Origin of the sequence: Rahnella sp. WP5 (assembly GCF_000745615.1) — a bacterium.
Taxonomy (GTDB): Bacteria; Pseudomonadota; Gammaproteobacteria; order Enterobacterales; family Enterobacteriaceae; genus Rahnella; species Rahnella aceris.
The window spans coordinates 887013-904054 of sequence record NZ_KN050720.1; the positions used below are offsets into that span (position 1 = coordinate 887013).

Genomic DNA, 17042 nt, shown 5'->3' on the forward strand with positions numbered 1-17042 from the left:
AATGCGAGCCAGTTCTGAAGAGTTGATTACGTTTGTGACCGTGGTGGAAAGTGGCAGTTTCAGCCGTGCCGCTGAACAACTGGGGCAGGATAATTCAGTGGTCAGCCGGACATTAAAACGTCTGGAACACAAGCTGGGGATCACCCTGCTCAACCGCACCACGCGTCAGATCAGCCTGACGCACGAAGGCGAGCGCTATTTCGTCCGGGTACAAAAAATCCTGCATGAGATGGCGGCTGCAGAAGATGATTTGCTGGAGAACCGCGACGAGCCGCAGGGGCTGTTGCGAATCGATGCCGCAACGCCGGTCATTTTGCATGTCATTTCACCGCTGGTGGCGGAATTTACTGAACGTTTCCCGAAGATGTCGCTCGCGCTGTTCTCCTCCGAGAGCAATATCAATCTGATCGATCATAAAGTGGATGTGGCGATCCGCGTCGGTGAGCTGGAAGATTCCAGCCTGCGGGCGCGCAAACTGATGCTGAGCTATCGCAGCGTGCTGGCTTCGCCGGATTACCTGAAAAAATGGGGAACGCCGCAAAGCGCCGATGATTTACTGAAACACCGTTGTCTGGGCTTTAACGAAGTGCTTGCGCTGAATAAATGGCCGCTGCTGTGCGCTGACGGTCAGCAACTGACGGTCACACCATTTATCAGTTCAGGAAGCGGTGAAACACTGCGCAGGCTGTGTTTGCAGGGCAATGGTATTGCCTGTCTGTCGGATTTTATGACTGATGAAGATGTGGCGCGGGGTGATTTGGTAAAACTGCTGGTGCCGGACATTATGCGCATCGCCATGCCGTTGCACGCGGTGTATTACAGCGATCAGACCGTCAGCACACGTATCCGGTGTTTTATTGATTTTCTGAGTGAGAAGCTTGGGGCTGGAAGAGCTTAAATGCCTGCTTCTCCCCCTTTGCAGGGGGAGGCGTTGTGGATCAATCCCACGCAGGCGCCAGACCTTCAGGGCTGACCAGACGCCCGTTGCGTTCAAGCGCAGCGATCTGCTGCATATCCGCATCTGTCAGCGTCAGTTGTTGCGCCAGCAGATTACTTTGCAGGTTTTCACGTTTGGTCGATGACGGGATCACTGCGTAACCCAGTTGCAATGCCCAGGCCAGAACGATCTGTGCAGGTGTTGCGTTATGGCGGGCGGCAATCTCAATAATCGTCGAATCTTTCAACGCGTCGCCGTAAGCCAGCGTCATGTAAGACGTCACGGCAATACCGTTCTGGCGGGCAAAATCGACTACGGTCTGGTTTTGCAGGAACGGTGAAAGTTCAATCTGGTTAGTCGCAATCTGATCCGCGCCCACCGCGTCGATCGCTTCCTGCATCAGTGCAACGGTAAAGTTGGAAATACCAATTTCACGGGTCAGGCCCATTTTCTTCGCCTCAACCAGCGCATGCATTGTTTCTGCCACGCTGACGGCCTGATTCGGTGACGGCCAGTGGATCAGCGTCAGATCGACATAATCGGTTTTCAGTTTGCGCAGACTGTCTTTCAGGCTGTCGATGACTTTGTCAGCCGCAAGGTTTTCAATCCAGATTTTGGTGGTGATGTAAAACTCTTCACGCGAGACACCGCTTTCAGCCAGTGCATCGCCGACAGCCGCTTCGTTGTCATAAATCTGTGCGGTATCGATGGCGCGATAGCCCAGTTCCACGGCGGTGGCTACGGACGCTTTGACCACGTCATCTTTCAGGCGGAATGTGCCCAGACCGAATGCAGGAATACTCATACTGTTCTCTCTTTTAATGTTTCAGGAAGATAAATCTTGGAGAGAGTATGGACTGCGCATTCATGGATAAAAACGACCGCTTTGCCAGAAGACTTTTGATGTGAGCGCAATAATCAGGAAAGGGAAAAACGGGTCCAGTGCCGTGAAACCTGCCAGATAAAACCGCCTGACGCGGCATCAAACCGATATTCATCAACCTCAGAGACACCGGCAGGCAACGCCAGGGCGCGCATCACGGACTCATCCGCAGCGCACCATAACCGGCTTTCAGCGGCAGATTGTGAAGTAAACCGCTGATTGCCTGGATCCAGGCGAAGCCTGTCCATCTGCCACACACTGCCACCCTGCTGTTTCAGCCACGCCTCACGCAGACACCACAGCTGCCAGAACGCCGTTTGCGGGCAAGCCTGTTCCACCAGCCACTGACATTCGATATCACTGAATGCGGCGCGTGCCACGTCAAGATAACGTGGGCGCGGGCGGATTTGCTCCACGTCGCCGCCGCTTTCACCCGCCGGACATAACAACAGTTGCAGATGATTTTTACTGTGGCTGAGGGAGAAATGTGGCAGAGAAGCATCCGCAAAAGACGGTTTTCCCTGCGCGGAAATCTGCAGGGCGGGTAAGTTGTCACAGCCGTTGAAAACTGACATGGCCTCGGCCAGAAGCGCCCTGCCCGCTAACCATTGCTGGCGGCGGACAGGATTCATCCCTTCACTTTTTTCGAGCCATTCTGCGGGCAAACGTGACAACGAAAAGTTGTCATCCAGCGACGCAGTAATGACACGCGCAACATTCATCGTTACGGCCAGCGACGGAAAACTAAAGAGGTATTAATTCCACCGAATGCAAAGTTATTCGACTGGATAAATTCAGTCTGAATATGACGTGATTCGCCCATTACGTAGTCAAGTTCGCCGCAAAGCGGATCCGGCTGCGTCAGGTTGATAGTCGGCACGAACCGGTCTTCGCGCATCATTTCCAGCGACATCCACGCTTCCAGTGCACCGCAGGCACCGAGTGTATGACCAAAGTAGCTTTTCAGTGACGAGATTGGCGTCTGATTGCCAAACACCGCAGCGGTCGCATGACTTTCGGCAATATCACCGCGGTCGGTGGCCGTGCCATGTGCACTGATATAACCGATTTCAGAAGCAGGTATACCGGCATTTTTCAGCGCTTTTTCGATGCAAATCTGCATCGTCGATTGCTGCGGCTGAGTGATATGGGACGCGTCGCAGTTAGTGGCAAAACCCACGATCTCGGCGTAAATTTTCGCACCGCGCGCCTGTGCATGTTCCAGTGACTCGAGGATCAGTGCCCCGGCACCTTCGCCGATCACCAGTCCGTCGCGCTGCGTATCAAACGGACGCGGCGACAGTTCAGGATGCTCATTTTGCTGGCTGGTGGCAAACAGCGTGTCAAACACAGCAGCTTCTGACGGGCAAAGTTCTTCCGCGCCGCCTGCCACCATCACCGTCTGGTAACCGTGTCTGATGGCTTCATAGGCATAACCGATCGCCTGGCTGCCCGAGGTGCAGGCGCTGGAGGTTGGGATCACCCGCCCTTTCAGGCCAAAGAACAAACCTGCATTCACCGCTGTGGTGTGCGGCATCATCTGCACGTAAGTCGTACCGGTAATATTGTTAGTGTGCTTTTCCGTCAGCATGGTAGCGAATTCGCTGACCGGACCCGTGCTGCCAGTGGATGAGCCGAAGGCAATACCGGTTTCGCCGTCAGTCAGCACCGGGTCTTCCAGTAAACCGGCCTGCTCCAGCGCCAGTTCAACCGCACGGGTTGACAGCAGGGAGACGCGGCCCATCGAACGGATGCGCTTGCGGGTGTAATGCGCCGGGATAACAAAATCATCCACCGGCGCACCCAGATGCGTATTCAGTCCCTGATAAATCAGCCATTCGTCCATGTGGCGGACAGCGTTTTTACCCTGTTGCAGGCGGGTGGAAATCTCGTCCCAATGGTTGCCGAACGCCGTTATGCCTTTCATACCGGTAATGACTACGCGCTGGCTCATACCATGCCTCCGTTGATGGAGATCACCTGGCGGGTCACATAACCGGCGATATCTGACATCAGATAGCTTGCCAGTCCGGCAACTTCTTCTGCCCGGCCCATACGTTTGAGCGGGATCATACCCATTGCGGCATCGAGTGCCGTTTTTTCCATATCCAGCATGCCAGTGTCGATCAGCCCCGGCGCAATACAGTTAACAGTGATTTTGCGTTTCGCCAGTTCCAGCGACAGCGCTTTACAGGCACCGATAATTCCGGCTTTCGCCGCGCTGTAGTTGACCTGTCCGCGGTTGCCCGTAATACCGGAAACCGAGGAAAGCGTGATTATACGCCCGCCCTGACGCAGCCCAATCATCGGCATCACGCAGGGCTGTAAAACATTGTAGAAGCTGTCGAGATTGGTGTGGATCACGCCGTCCCAGTCTTCGTCGGTCAGTGCCGGAAATGCCGCGTCGCGGGTAATCCCGGCATTATTGATCACACCGTAGTACGCGCCATGCGCCTCAATATCGGCTTCAATAACGTCGCGGCACTGCTGGCGGTTGCTGATATCAAACTGCACAATTCGCCCGCTGCCGCCGTTGTCGGTTATCTGTTGCAGGGTGCTTTCTGCCCCTGCTTTATCGCTGTGGTAGTGAATGACCACCAGAAAACCATCGCCGGCTAACTGGCTGGCAATGGCTTTGCCGATCCCTTTGCTGGCACCGGTTACTAATACCGAACGCATCATTCCTGTTTCCCCTGAGTTAACTTAATAAGTTCATCCTTGTCTGGCTGGTATGTATTCAGCCGTCCTTTTGCAACCTGCAGGTTGTCTTTTTCTTGTTTAATGCAGATCACGCCTTCGAAGCTGGCGAGTTTTTCATCGCGCAGCACCATTGAGACGCTGATGAATAATTCACTGCCTGCCGCAAATTCCGGCACGCTGCATTTCAAAGCCCTGCCGCCCAGCAACATGCCAACCTGAGGCGGTTCGCCACTTTGTGCACCATGCCAGCCGCTCCAGACGCCGACCGTTTGCGCGATAAGCTCAAGGGCATACCACGCAGGTAACGCACCACGGACATTGAGAAACGGCGCCAGCACGCTGTTTTCGGACACCACCACGCTGCACAGCGCGGTCTCTTCTGTGACGCTAAGTACCTTATCCAGCAAAACCATCGGTGATTCATGCGGCAGATAATGCTCCGCGCTGAGCATACTCATGACGGCCTCCCGATCACAATGCAGGCGTTATTACCGCCAAAGGCAAACGAGTTGGAGAGAATAACGGGTTTCGCCAGCGCTTCGCCTTTTTCCACCAGCCGGATCGCCGCCAGACGGGTATCACGGGGCATCACGCTGAAATCCTGTGGCGGCAGGTTAAGATTTTGCGTCAGGATCAGCCAGCCCAGCGCCGCTTCTGTCGCACCCGCCGCGCCCAGCGTATGGCCAGTGAGATGCTTGGTCGAACTGCACGGCGTCTGGCTGCCAAACAGCCGGTGTATGACAGCGGCTTCTGCCTGATCATTGAGCGGTGTGGCGGTACCGTGTGCGTTGATGTAACCCACGTCTGCCGCACTGAGCCCGGCCTGCGCCAGTGCCATGCGGATTGCCCGTTCCGCGCCGAGACCTTCCGGATGCGGTGCAGACATATGCCACGCATCGGATGATTCGCCAGCCCCCAGTAATGCGACGTCTGCGGGCTCACGGGTCAGCAGGATCAACGCCGAGGCTTCACCGATATTGATGCCATCACGATCTTGCCCGAACGGCGTACAGCGTCCGCGGGAGAAAGATTCCAGGCTGTTGAAGCCGTTCACCGGCATCCGGCACAGGCTGTCAGCGCCACCCACCAGCGCCGCGTCGGCCAGCCCGGCGTCAATCAGGCGTTTCCCGCTGATAATCGCTCGCGCGCTGGATGAGCAGGCTGTTGATAATGTGTAAGCCGGGCCACAGAGATCCAGCAACTCCGCCATAAAAAGTGAAGGATCGCCCAGTTCCTGTTGCTGGTAATCATAGCCCGACGGGAATTGCCCATGCCGGTGCAGATGGCGCACCGCCTCTTCGCCTTCGGCAATGCCCGAGGTACTGGTGCCCATAATGACCGCGACACGATCTTTACCGTACCGGCTGACAGCCGCGTGAACCTGAGACTCAATCTGTGCCAGCGCAGCCAGCAACAACTGGTTGTTGCGGCTGCGGTGCGCTGACAGAGAGCCGGGGATAGCGGGCAGTTCGCCGGTCACCGCGCCGAGCCAGACCGGCCGTTCTTCCGTCAGCCATCCTTCCTGCAACGACATTCCCGGCGCGGCACCTGATGTCAGGCTGGCAGCGATTTGCGCATTGCTGTTTCCCAGCGCGTTAACCATGCCCACGGCCGAAAAATAAATCATGTTAGTCACCCACATTCTGGATAGTTATCTGGTAGTGGAACGCCATCTGCGTGATGGATACCGGCTGACGTCCGCTGCCCTGTGGCAGATAGTCGATGCGGGTGATCGTATGGCCCTGGTTATCCAGTAACGTGCGGCGCAGCGGCTGATCGTCCAGTTTCCAGCCCGCCGGCAACAGCGGCTGCCAGCGCTGCGCTGGCCAGTAGCTCAACATAATATCGGCCAGAACTTGATTTGCTGGAGGTAAACCGTCGATCTTCATGGCCTGTTCGGTGTGGATCCCCGTTTGATCGTAGACCACTTTGAACAGGCGGATCCCCAGAGGGGAAAGCCCGGCAAGCTGTAACGACTTTCCATCCGCATTGAGCAGCACCAGCAAAGACTGTTGTTTACCTTTCACCGTGGCCGTCAGCAACTGCTGCTGGCTGACCGGTTTATCCAGGGTGGGCGCGGGTAATTTCACCTGCACGCCGCGTTTCAGCCAGGCTTGCGGCTGCGTATCTGAAGGGGAATTTGTCGCGCACCCGACAAGTATAAAAATCAGAAGTGTCAGCGCTGGCAGCATAAACCGGGTCATTTTTTGCGTCCTCTTTTTTTAGCTGGCAAGGTCAGTGGCGACAACAGAAATGCCGTTAATATGCCAAAGCTCAGCACGATGCCAAAACTGCTGATCGCCTGCGTGGAACTGAACACCAGCATACCGAACGTCAGCAACGTGGTGACCGCAGCCATAAAAATGGCAAACATGGATGTCGTCGGCGTGCCGCGTGGATTGGTGAAAAACAGGGTGTAATTGATGCCGATCCCCAGCACCAGAATCAGCGCCAGCAGGGAGAACAAATTAAGATTATGGCCACTGAAGCCCAGCGCAGCGACGCCCATCCCAAGGGAAAGTAAGGTCGGAACCAGACAAACAAGCCCGTGTGGCAGGCGAAAACGCCAGAGATAAGTGACCGCAATGACTGCAACGGCGAGCGCCAGTAGCCAGGTCAGATAAACACGGTATTGCGAAAACAGTTCGCTGAATTCAGTTTTACGATCGATCCAGCCGGTTCCCGGCATGGATGCCGCCAGCGCCGCCATGGCTGCGCTGTCATGAACGCCATTCACCGGGATCAGTGCGGCGCTGCGCCCGTCCGGCAGGGACAGCCACAACAAACGCCAGCCCTCACTGACCACGCTGTTGCGCCATTCCGGCACATCAACCGTCTGCGCACTGAGATCCGGCTTCGCCACCGGGATCCCCGCCTGCTGCAATTGCGCAATAATTTGCGGTGCGTGCTGGCGAAGCAGCGATAAATCCCGCTGCTGCTGTGCCTGAGAAGGCAGAGTGATCGCCCGGAATCCGTCAATCACCCCCTTCTCTTTGGCCTGCGCCAGCTTTGGCCGCAATGCTTCCAGACGTTGCAGTGTCTGCTCTGCGCTATCGCCGTATACCACCAGCCATTTCTGATCGTTCGTCTGCCCGGTCAGCGCGGCGATTTGCTGTTCCTGTAGTTGCAAACCAGCCGGAAGAGATTGCAAATCCGCAATGTCATCATTGATTTTCAGCCGCGATATTCCTGCCACCACCAGCACTAAAATCAGTAACGGCAGGCCAATGCGCACAGCTTTGCGACTGCGCCAGGCCAGTAACCAGCGCATGATCAGCGTCAGCCCCGGCGCTGGCCCTGTCGGCAAACGCCTGGACAAATACGGATACCAGCACATCACGGTGATGCAGGCCGCACTCAGCCCGGCGGCGGCAAACACTGCCAGCTGCCGCAAGCCGGGGAATGGCGCAATCAGCAACATCAGATAGGCCACCACCGTGGTCAGCAGCGCCACCGATAACGCAGGGAACAGTTTTTTCAGACTTTCCAGCGGTGTGCTGGAATCGCCATGCACCCGCCGTTCGGTCAGGAAATACAGCGTGTAATCGGCAGAAATACCAACAATGCTGGTGCTCAGCACCAATGTCATCACGTGGATTTCACCAAATACCCACAGGGTAAACACCGTGCCTGACAGCGCGCCGATAGCGATTGACAGTAAGCTGAGCAGCATCGGCAGGACCGAACGAAACATCAGTAAAATCAGCACAAACACGCCAGTTACTGACGCCGCACCAATCGTGGAAAGATCGTGCTCAGCCTGCTGGCTGGCATAATTGCTGTAGAAAATCGTGCCACGCTCAAGCACTTTTGCACCCGGCCAGCGCGCCTCAAAAGCTTCTTTCACCGCACCAAGAGCCGCTACGGTTTGTTTAGCCGACGTGATGTCATAAGAAGACGCCTTCAGCTCGCCATGCACCATGTACCAGCTACGACCCTTTTTATCACGGACCATCAGCCAGCCCTGATCCAGCGTCATACCGCCGCTGCTCTGCTGTTGCGCCATCTGCGAGGCACGAACCAGCAATAACGGATCGTTTGCCAGCTCTTTGCCGCTGACACCGGCAAACGCCGAATAGATCTGGCCGAGGATCCACTGGCTTTGCGATTCAGCACCTGCCGTCAGACGCTGGCGTGTGGCGTCATCGAGCAACGCATTGCGATGTTTGAAGAAGAAAGTGCCCCACTCCTGCTGACGCTGTGCGTCCATCGGGCCCTGTACCTGACTCAGTTCAGGCAGCGCCTGCAAATGCTTCAGCCACTCAGCAGCGGGCTGAATACCCGCTCCCGGCGGCGGGCTGACCAGCCACATAAGCTGGCGATCCAGACGCTGAGTAAAGCCGTCAGAAAAAGCCTGCGGAATATCCGTTTCCTGCTGCTGCGGCAACAGCGCCAGAACGCTGCTGTTAATCTGGCTGCGTGGCAGTAACCAGAACAACGCTGCGACCAGTAGCACGATAATCAGCAGCCAGCTTTGCGCCAGTTTTCGATGAAGGTCAGGATGCAAAATGGCGTTTCTCTGCGTCAGTCAGCATGGCTGGCGTCGTTTTCTGATTGAAGAAACGAATATGCGTGGCGTCTCCCTGCATGTCATTAATATCGATATTGTTCAGAAAGGTTTCGCCATTGAGCGTAATACTGCGGAACAGACGGTTTAGCGGCGAGACCTTCGGCGTCAGAATCAGCGTCCAGGCGCCTTTACCGTGATCGGTAAAATCAAGCGAAAAATTCTCTTCCAGCACCTTGCGGTCTGCGTGGAACAGCGCGCTGAGCAAGGAATTAAACTGGAACATTTGCGGATTCGTCTCCGCCGTGACCACCTGTGGCTGCTGCCCCGCCATGATTTGCACCATGCGGTTTTCAGTCAGTAATAATGTCAGGCCGAACGGTTTTTCCTGCTGCCACCACAGCCCTTGTTGCCGGGCAATCAGCAGATTTCCGCTGGAATTGAGCGGTTGCGCCATCCCGCTGATGGTTCTTTGCTGCGCAAATTCAGCACGGAGTACCGGCACCTGGCTGAAGCGCTGTTGTAATTCTTCCAGGGTAACAGCGTTTGCCGTTACGCTGAAAACCGTCAGTACAAATAGCAAAAAGGCTTTCACAGGCTGACTCCTGTTTTATCAAAAAGAACCTGCGGCGAGACAAAACACATTTCTTTGGTGGCAGCGTCTACCGCGACCTGTAACGTGTAACCTGTCGTTGTGCGTTTACCGGTTTCGATGTCGTAAATCTGATAGCCGATGCGCAAACGGTTTTCGATTTCCTCAAGCTGCGCATGAACGGCAATACGCTGTTCAAAGAGCAGCGGCGCGATATATTTCACGCGGGTATCAACGATCGGCCAGACATAACCTGACGCTTGCATCTGACGATAACCGTAATCAAATTGCTTGAGTAACTGCTCGCGCGCGACTTCCAGATAACGGAAATAGTTGCCATGCCAGACCACGCCCATTGCATCTGCGTCGTGGAAAGGAACCGTGATTTCAACGCGGGTAGAAAATCGCGGATCGTTAAAACGCGGATCAAGTTTGGAAGTCATATCAGTCAGGTTTCCTGTCAGGGGCAACATCCGTCGGATGTTGCCAGAAATCATAAAAATTGAACCAGTCGTGAGGCGCCAGCAGGCTGTAATGCTCAAGTCGTGCGGCATAGTGATCGACGGCAGACTGTAACGCAGACAGGCGGCTGGTACGCGGCAGGATCAGAGGATCCGCAAAAGATTCGCAGTAAATATGCAGACGCTGTCGCTGCATGATGCCAAACATCAGCATGACGGGCGCGCGTAGCGCTGCAGCCAGAATAAAGGGCCCCTGCGGGAATGCGGCGGGTTCACCCAGAAACTCGCTGTAAATCACGCGGGCATGCTCTCCACGCTGATGAGGACTGGCAGATGTCCGGTCGCCGACAATCGCCACCCACTCACCGGCATCCAGTTTTTCCTGTAATAAAATGGCGGTCTCCGGCCCCATCTTGCTTACCTGGATAAGGTTAACCACGGCCTGCGGATTAATCTCTTTCATTACCTGATTGAACCGCTCGGCATGTTCTGTAAATACCAGCGCATTGACGGTAATGCGGTGATTGAGCGCGCCAATCGCGCGGCAGGATTCGATATCGCCTAAATGCGAGGCGAGGATCACCGTGCCACGCCCCGAGGCAATATGCGATTCGCAAATTTCGGGATTGACCAGTACCGCATCGGTCAGGGTTTTATCGCCCTGCCAGCTCGCCAGTTTACTCAGCATAGATTCACCAAACCGCATGAAATGCCGGAAAGTGCTCAGCGGATAAGGCAGGGAAATATTGCGATGTGCGGCCGTTACGCGGACACGTTCCAGCCAGCTGGCAGAGGCATTGCGCTGTTTGCGGCCGGTAAGCCAAAAATAGGTGATGACCGGATAAAGCAGCAGACGAAAAGCCTGATATCCCAGAGTCCGGTAAACCGCCAGCATCAGGCGAATACCCCACAATCCTTTGCGTTCCTGTGTAGCAGACCAGTGCCGGGGACATTTTCTTCGCTGACGCAGCAAATAAGGAATACGCGCCAACATGCCAAAAAACAGCCGCGTGTGCATCCAGGAAATCTGCAGATTGTCCTTCACTGCATCAAAATGCGAGAGGCCATCTTCGGGATAGGTCACCCGCGTGGGCAGGAAACGGCTGCGCGTGCCCTGCCAGTAAAGGCGCACCATGATTTCCGTATCGAAATCCATCCGTAAACCCAGTGTTTTTTCCGCCATCAGTTGCAGACAAGGTTTGAGAGGATACACGCGAAATCCACACATACTGTCTTTGATTGAGAATGACAGGGTTTCAATCCAGACCCAGAAATGGGTGATATAGCGGCCATACAGGCGCGATTTCGGCACGCTGTCATCGTAAACCGGCTGCCCGGAGATCAGACAATCCGGATGACTTCTGGCTTCAGACAGCATCGCGGGAACATCTGAAAGCTGATGCTGACCGTCAGCATCCACCTGTAAGGCGTGCGTAAAGCCTTTTTCAACGGCCAGCCGCAGGGCCGCCATCACCGCCCCACCTTTCCCCTGATTTACAGTTAATCGCGTCAGGCTCATCCACGGCGTCACACTGGCCAGGCGTTGCAACTCTTCTGCTGTCTGCACGTCGCTGCCATCATCCACCACAATGCAGGGCAAACCGAATGGCCGGAGACTCTCCAGTACACCGGCCATCATCGGCCCGTGGTTGTAGCAGGGAATAATCAGGCAGGGAGAAAATGGGGCTGGCGGCATCATGGACATAAGGTGATTTTCCCGCTGCTGGCAATCGCTTCGCCCACGCTGTAACGGAATACCAGCCGCTGTTTTTCTTTCAGCCAGTCGATGTGCAAATCTACGATCTCTTCAGGCAAAAGTGGTCGCTGGAATTTCACCACTTCCATGCCGGAAAACGCTTTATCCAGCCCCAGAAGTTCTTCGGCGTAGCCCATGACCCAGTTCACCTGCGTCACACCAGGCAAAATCGGCGACGACGGGAAATGGCCTTTAAACCAGAATAAATCCGCAGACAACCGGAGCGTGAGAAGCAGACGGGTGTCGCTGACGAGTTGCTGGTTCAGCACTTGCGGCAAAATCATAAGAACAGTTCCTGTAATTCAGCAGTTGCGCGTTTGCCTTGCTGGTTAAGAGGAATGGCAGACGCCAGACGCCAGTATCGCGGCACAGAGACCGGCGATAACCACTGGTGCAGCGTCAGGCGAATCTGCCCAAGCAGCGCGGCCTGCCCCTGCGCCTGTAATAACAGCTCTCCGCCGTGACTTAATACCAGTACGGCTGCGATATAAAGCCGCCCCTGTTTTTCGAGTGTCAGCACGCTGGCGTCGCTTAAAAGATCCAACGCACACAAACGCTGCTCAATTTCAGTCAGTGAGATCCGCTGCTCTGCAATCTTAACGATCCGATCCTTACGGCCTAAAAGAACAAACTGGCGTTGTCCGGCGGGCAATAGCTGGATTTTATCACTGAGGATCATGCCTTCCGGCTGCGGGAGCAGCGGAGAAATCAGGGAAATATTGCCATCAGCACAGGAAGAGAATCGGATATTTTCAAAAAGCGTCCAGGCTTCGTCTGGCTGATGTTGCGTACGAAAAGCAATAATGCCGCTTTCGCTGGTGCCATAGATTTCTGTCGGCAGACAACCACAGACATTTTCTACCAGCAAGGCGGCCTCATTACTTAGCGGGCCTCCGGCAGAAAAGACATGCCGGCAGTGAGTTGGCTCCAAAGCCGGATCAAGGCGTTTAAGAAAGGCCGGACTGCTGGTCAGCACCAAAGTATTTTTACTGGCAAGTGACTGCAACTGTTCGTGATACTCCACACTTTTCGTCGCAAAAGGCCGGCCAAGCGACAACGGCAACATAAAAGCAAAACTCAGGCCGTACATATGATGAGGCGCCACGGTGGCAACAAAGTGTGCATCTGCGAATTGATCGCCCCATCGCGCTGAAAGCCACTGGCTCTCCAGTTCAAGACAGGTAATTGGTTTGATTATTTTTTGCGGTTTACCGGTCGAACCGGAGGTAAATAAGTGAAGCGCGGGATTTTCTGGCCAGTTGGGTAAAACAGTCAATGGCTGATCCACTGAGCAAGGCAAACGCAGAACAGGGCAATCAATCGTCAAATCAAGATCGGTAATTAACGCATCAAATTCATCGCGTTGTTCAGCCAGAACGGCCGGGCGAAAATGTCCAGGTAAAACCGGCGTGTTACCGCTGTAAAGCACTGCCAGCAGCGCCACGGCAAATGAATAGTTATCTTCAAAACACAATGCCCAGCGGGTATGCGATGTCGCGCTGATATGAGTCAGCAGAGATAATACGTCCTGGCGGAAATCACACTGACGCCATTCCCGGCTTTCGCTCCAGGCCACCAGATAATCATCTGCTCTTTCCGTGCTTAGCCATTTACACATTGGCAGCGTCATGGCTGGCGCAGACGCTTTCTGACTATCCATTCAATACCCATTAATAAGCCAATCAGCAGATAACTGATCCCGCCGTTGTAAAGAGCCCATAGGGCCATATCGCCTTTCAGGCAGGTATATAAAGCAAATGATCCATTCCACAGAAAAAAAATGCACCAGACCTGGGTGACACGGCGTGTATAAACAACACCTTCGGGCGGTAAATCGGGTTCATTCAGTCGTGCAAGACGTTCAACCAAAGATTGCCGGGCGTATAAGGAACTGAAAAATACCCCCAGTAATAAAGCATTTACCGCAACCGGGTAATACAACAGCATAGAGGTTTCGCGTAATAAAAGGCTGCTGGCGACCAGCACAATCCCTGAGGCTGCAATCGCTTTTCCAAAAAAAGTTAACTGGGATAATTTTCCGCGAAAAGTCAGTAATCGCAGAATAAAGACAGCAATCAGCACAGGTGCCAGAACGCTAATTCCCCAACTTTTTAAACCGCACCATACGGCTAGCGGATAGACAATAACCGCCACCGGCATCGCCCAGCGGGCAATCTTCGCAACCTGAGAAAATGAGAAGCGCCGGGTTTTATCCACAAAAAAGATACCCACACATACTATGGCGCCGGGGAATTAAGTAATTCATCTATGGCATCAACAACATCCTGAACGGTGCGAACAGATTTAAACATTTCAGGCTTAATTTTTCTGCCGGTGATTTTCTGCAAATGAACCACCAGATCAACAGCATCAATGCTGTCTAATTCCAGATCCTCATAGAGTTTTGCATCCGGGCGGATATCATCTTCATCGATTTCAAATAGCTTGACTAATAACGCGCTAATCTGCTGGTAAATTTCTTGCTTCTGCATAGGAATCTCTTTAACCACGCTGTACTGATATAAATCTGGCCAAACTTTCAACAGAATAAAAGTGCTCGCGCATTTCCTGACTTTCCGCCGAAAGGATCACACCGTATTGCTTCTTTAATGCCAGACCGAGCTCAAGGGCATCAATAGAATCCAGCCCTAATCCGTCACCAAAAAGTGGGGCCTGCGTCTCTATCTCATCTGGCGTCATTCCTTCCAGATTCAGCGTCTCAATGATAAGTGCTTTTATGTCGTTACTTAATGAATCCATGACTTAATTCTCGTTATTTTGCATATTGCTGCGCATCAACTCAGTGCACAAATACTGCGTCAGACGCCGTGCAGCCAGAGCAGGTGAAAGATCGCTTTCATCTAAAAAGTCTTCAGCCTTTACCTTATCGGCAACGGTAATCACAAACTGAGGTTTTACACGGGGAATTTCGTACCACTTCCCATTTTTTGTCAGCATGGGTGGCTGACATGAAATATGGACAATCCTGACATCACACCCCGCCCTCAGAGCAATGTTAGCGGCACCACGCTGCAGCGTCATCGGTTTCTCAGGTAAGGAGCGCGTTCCTTCCGGGAAAATTAACAGCGTACCGCCTGCTTGCAACCGGGTTTCACAGGCCTGCAACAGAGCGTCAGACCCAGAGTTAATCAGGTAGCCCGCCGCTTTTATCACTCCGCTTAAGAATGGGTTTTGCAACAAAGCCTGTTTGACGATGCAGTCACAACGCGGCATCCGGGATGCCAGGATCACATAATCAAGAAGGCTGGGATGATTCGCCACGATCAGACACCCGGTATCTTGCTGAAACTTTTCATCACCGGTAAACCGGTAATCCATCACTCCCACCCTCCGTAATCCACTCAGAAAAAACCTAAAACTATTACGGATGCTGTTTAGCGTCATTCGCTGCAATCTGTCGGGTTGCCGGATGATCAGTCGCAACAGATTAAACCAGATAATAGAAAGCAACAGCCCGCCAATTCCGAAAAGTGCGAAAAAGAATCCAGTTGCCAGCCATCGCCAGATGCGATTTACCAGAGAAGACTTTTCTTCGGGTACTAGCGTTTCTCTCATCACAAATCCCGAACCCATTGCCAGCTATGGCGGCTATCTGCACTGACATTGAATAAAGGAGAGGAAGAAAGATAACCTCGCAGAAATTGCAGACTCTGCGGAATTTCTGAATTCAGATCCTCACCCGGCAATGAAATACGCTGGCACTGCAAACTATCGCCAGAAGTTAATATTATTGCTACAGCGTAAGGTAGAAACTCAGAATTTACCGATTCGTTATATATATCGGGGATTTCACCATCAAAATCGACCAGCATGACGCTGGAAGCACCGGTTGCCAGCATCGACTGAGCTTCCAGTATTCCTTGCTGAAAACTGTCCTTTCCGGCTGCTAATGAGGTTACCGGCAACGGATTTTTGCTAATAATGGTAAGCCAACCTGCTGCGGTATTATGTACTGACATGGAGAATTCAGTCGGAGATAAAGCGTTTTCCTCTGCCAGAGAATGCAAAATGCGCCCTGTATTCTCCAGCTCACCATGGCGGCTGGTAAAAATTGCCGCATCTACGTTGTTATTGGCGAGCAATGCAAGCCCGGCATCAACAGCAAAACGACTGCCGGTACTCATTCGACGTGCTGACATCATTGGAATTTGCTGGCTTTTGGGGTTCTCACCGGAAAATGTATTTATATCTGAGCACTGAGCCCATTGGATCCAGTGCTCACAACTATCGACTCCCGGAGCCACTGCCCGCCAGTCCAGTATATCCAATGAGAATTTCATAATGATGATCTTTGTGATTATTCCAAATTGAGACTTTATGGTATTTTATTGGAACTTGCATCTGTAATCTGACAACTTATTGAACTGGATTAAGAATTTTAGTACGAATTTATTATGAGCTTTATTAGTACTTTGCAGGTTTATCTGAACACACAAATTTTTCAATTTGATACAAAGTATTCCCTGGATGTCTGAATATACTTATTCTTTGATGAATCCAAACTGATAGCCATTCTATTTAGTTAAAGATAATAGTTTAATATCAGTTAACTCCTCAGAATTAAATCCTGTAAGAAACGCCGATGAGATAAACGTGAGCCTGTGAGATAATAAAATATATCAGAGAAAGAAAGGAGTCTGGTTTGCATTTTCACTGGAAAATAAATGCAAAAAGTCCCTGAATCTTTCGATTCAGGGACTATGCAATAATTGGCGGAACGGACGGGGCTCGAACCCGCGACCCCCTGCGTGACAGGCAGGTATTCTAACCAACTGAACTACCGCTCCACCGGTTCTTTCACACGTATCAGCAATCGTCTGATACCTGTTTGTTCCTGTTATTTTCCTTGTCAGGGGAAAAGGAACACGTTCTTTATTATAAAAAATTGATGCCTGGCAGTTCCCTACTCTCGCATGGGGAGACCCCACACTACCATCGGCGCTACGGCGTTTCACTTCTGAGTTCGGCATGGGGTCAGGTGGGACCACCGCGCTAGTGCCGCCAGGCAAATTCTGTTTCATTCATAACGCTCACCTTAAATCAGGCTTGCACTACGAACCAATCTCGGAACTTCAGCTGAAAATCTACTTCAAGTCTCTAAAAACACCTTTGGTGTTGTAAGGTTAAGCCTCTCGGGTCATTAGTACTGGTTAGCTCAATGCATCGCTGCACTTACACACCCAGC

At 53.0% G+C, this 17042-nt stretch carries 19 protein-coding genes, 1 tRNA gene and 1 rRNA gene; 1 reads left to right on the forward strand and 20 read right to left on the reverse strand.

The window, feature by feature from the left end; genetic code table 11:
• Position 1: 1 nt before the first annotated feature.
• Entirely contained in the window at positions 2-898 is an 897-nt protein-coding gene (yafC, locus tag EX31_RS21220) for a DNA-binding transcriptional regulator YafC (protein WP_037036553.1), read from the forward strand.
• Between the two features lie 40 nt (positions 899-938).
• On the opposite strand, the gene dkgB is transcribed toward yafC, so the two are convergent.
• The 20 genes from dkgB to rrf form a co-directional block, all read right to left on the reverse strand.
• Positions 939-1742 (reverse strand): 2,5-didehydrogluconate reductase DkgB, encoded by an 804-nt coding sequence (gene dkgB, locus EX31_RS21225; protein ID WP_013574243.1) that lies wholly within the window; start codon positions 1740-1742, stop codon positions 939-941.
• A 113-nt stretch (positions 1743-1855) separates the two neighbouring features.
• Positions 1856-2542 carry a 4'-phosphopantetheinyl transferase superfamily protein gene (locus tag EX31_RS21230; protein ID WP_037036554.1) on the reverse strand — a complete coding sequence of 229 codons (687 nt, stop codon included), beginning with the start codon at positions 2540-2542 and terminating at the stop codon, positions 1856-1858.
• Between the two features lie 2 nt (positions 2543-2544).
• On the reverse strand, positions 2545-3774 hold the full coding sequence (locus tag EX31_RS21235) for a beta-ketoacyl-ACP synthase (RefSeq protein ID WP_013574241.1): 1230 nt from the start codon (positions 3772-3774) through the stop codon (positions 2545-2547).
• Positions 3771-4502, reverse strand: coding sequence for a 3-ketoacyl-ACP reductase FabG2 (locus tag EX31_RS21240; protein WP_037036555.1), 732 nt, complete (start codon positions 4500-4502; stop codon positions 3771-3773). The genes EX31_RS21235 and EX31_RS21240 overlap by 4 nt, the downstream gene beginning before the upstream one ends.
• Positions 4499-4978 (reverse strand): hotdog family protein, encoded by a 480-nt coding sequence (locus EX31_RS21245; RefSeq protein ID WP_013574239.1) that lies wholly within the window; start codon positions 4976-4978, stop codon positions 4499-4501. The genes EX31_RS21240 and EX31_RS21245 overlap by 4 nt, the downstream gene beginning before the upstream one ends.
• Positions 4975-6147 (reverse strand): beta-ketoacyl-[acyl-carrier-protein] synthase family protein, encoded by a 1173-nt coding sequence (locus EX31_RS21250; RefSeq protein WP_037036556.1) that lies wholly within the window; start codon positions 6145-6147, stop codon positions 4975-4977. The genes EX31_RS21245 and EX31_RS21250 overlap by 4 nt, the downstream gene beginning before the upstream one ends.
• A 1-nt stretch (position 6148) precedes the next feature.
• Positions 6149-6724, reverse strand: a complete 576-nt coding sequence (locus EX31_RS21255; protein WP_037036557.1) for a DUF3261 domain-containing protein — start codon at positions 6722-6724, stop codon at positions 6149-6151.
• The gene (locus tag EX31_RS21260; RefSeq protein ID WP_037036558.1) at positions 6721-9027 is read right to left on the reverse strand and encodes an MMPL family transporter; all 2307 of its coding nucleotides are present in this window, start codon (positions 9025-9027) and stop codon (positions 6721-6723) included. Before EX31_RS21260 ends, EX31_RS21255 begins: the two co-directional genes overlap by 4 nt.
• The gene (locus EX31_RS21265) at positions 9017-9622 is read right to left on the reverse strand and encodes a LolA family protein (protein WP_037036559.1); all 606 of its coding nucleotides are present in this window, start codon (positions 9620-9622) and stop codon (positions 9017-9019) included. The genes EX31_RS21260 and EX31_RS21265 overlap by 11 nt, the downstream gene beginning before the upstream one ends.
• Positions 9619-10062 (reverse strand): acyl-CoA thioesterase, encoded by a 444-nt coding sequence (locus EX31_RS21270; RefSeq protein ID WP_013574234.1) that lies wholly within the window; start codon positions 10060-10062, stop codon positions 9619-9621. The genes EX31_RS21265 and EX31_RS21270 overlap by 4 nt, the downstream gene beginning before the upstream one ends.
• A gap of 1 nt (position 10063) precedes the next feature.
• On the reverse strand, positions 10064-11779 hold the full coding sequence (locus EX31_RS21275; RefSeq protein ID WP_037036621.1) for a glycosyltransferase family 2 protein: 1716 nt from the start codon (positions 11777-11779) through the stop codon (positions 10064-10066).
• Positions 11776-12120 (reverse strand): 3-hydroxyacyl-ACP dehydratase FabZ family protein, encoded by a 345-nt coding sequence (locus EX31_RS21280; RefSeq protein WP_037036560.1) that lies wholly within the window; start codon positions 12118-12120, stop codon positions 11776-11778. Before EX31_RS21280 ends, EX31_RS21275 begins: the two co-directional genes overlap by 4 nt.
• Positions 12117-13496: an AMP-binding protein gene (locus tag EX31_RS21285; RefSeq protein WP_223509666.1), complete on the reverse strand. Its 1380-nt coding sequence runs from the start codon at positions 13494-13496 to the stop codon at positions 12117-12119. The genes EX31_RS21280 and EX31_RS21285 overlap by 4 nt, the downstream gene beginning before the upstream one ends.
• Positions 13463-13996 carry a COG4648 family protein gene (locus EX31_RS21290; protein ID WP_153374965.1) on the reverse strand — a complete coding sequence of 178 codons (534 nt, stop codon included), beginning with the start codon at positions 13994-13996 and terminating at the stop codon, positions 13463-13465. Before EX31_RS21290 ends, EX31_RS21285 begins: the two co-directional genes overlap by 34 nt.
• Positions 13997-14073: 77 nt before the next feature.
• Positions 14074-14328 carry an acyl carrier protein gene (locus EX31_RS21295; protein ID WP_037036563.1) on the reverse strand — a complete coding sequence of 85 codons (255 nt, stop codon included), beginning with the start codon at positions 14326-14328 and terminating at the stop codon, positions 14074-14076.
• Positions 14329-14338: 10 nt separating this feature from the next.
• Positions 14339-14596, reverse strand: a complete 258-nt coding sequence (locus EX31_RS21300) for a phosphopantetheine-binding protein (protein ID WP_013574228.1) — start codon at positions 14594-14596, stop codon at positions 14339-14341.
• Between the two features lie 3 nt (positions 14597-14599).
• Positions 14600-15412 carry a lysophospholipid acyltransferase family protein gene (locus tag EX31_RS21305; protein WP_037036564.1) on the reverse strand — a complete coding sequence of 271 codons (813 nt, stop codon included), beginning with the start codon at positions 15410-15412 and terminating at the stop codon, positions 14600-14602.
• Positions 15412-16137 carry a beta-ketoacyl synthase chain length factor gene (locus EX31_RS21310; RefSeq protein WP_037036565.1) on the reverse strand — a complete coding sequence of 242 codons (726 nt, stop codon included), beginning with the start codon at positions 16135-16137 and terminating at the stop codon, positions 15412-15414. The genes EX31_RS21305 and EX31_RS21310 overlap by 1 nt, the downstream gene beginning before the upstream one ends.
• 430 nt (positions 16138-16567) lie before the next feature.
• Positions 16568-16644, reverse strand: a tRNA-Asp gene (locus EX31_RS21315).
• Between the two features lie 103 nt (positions 16645-16747).
• Positions 16748-16863, reverse strand: a 5S ribosomal RNA gene (rrf, locus tag EX31_RS21320).
• Positions 16864-17042: the final 179 nt, after the last annotated feature.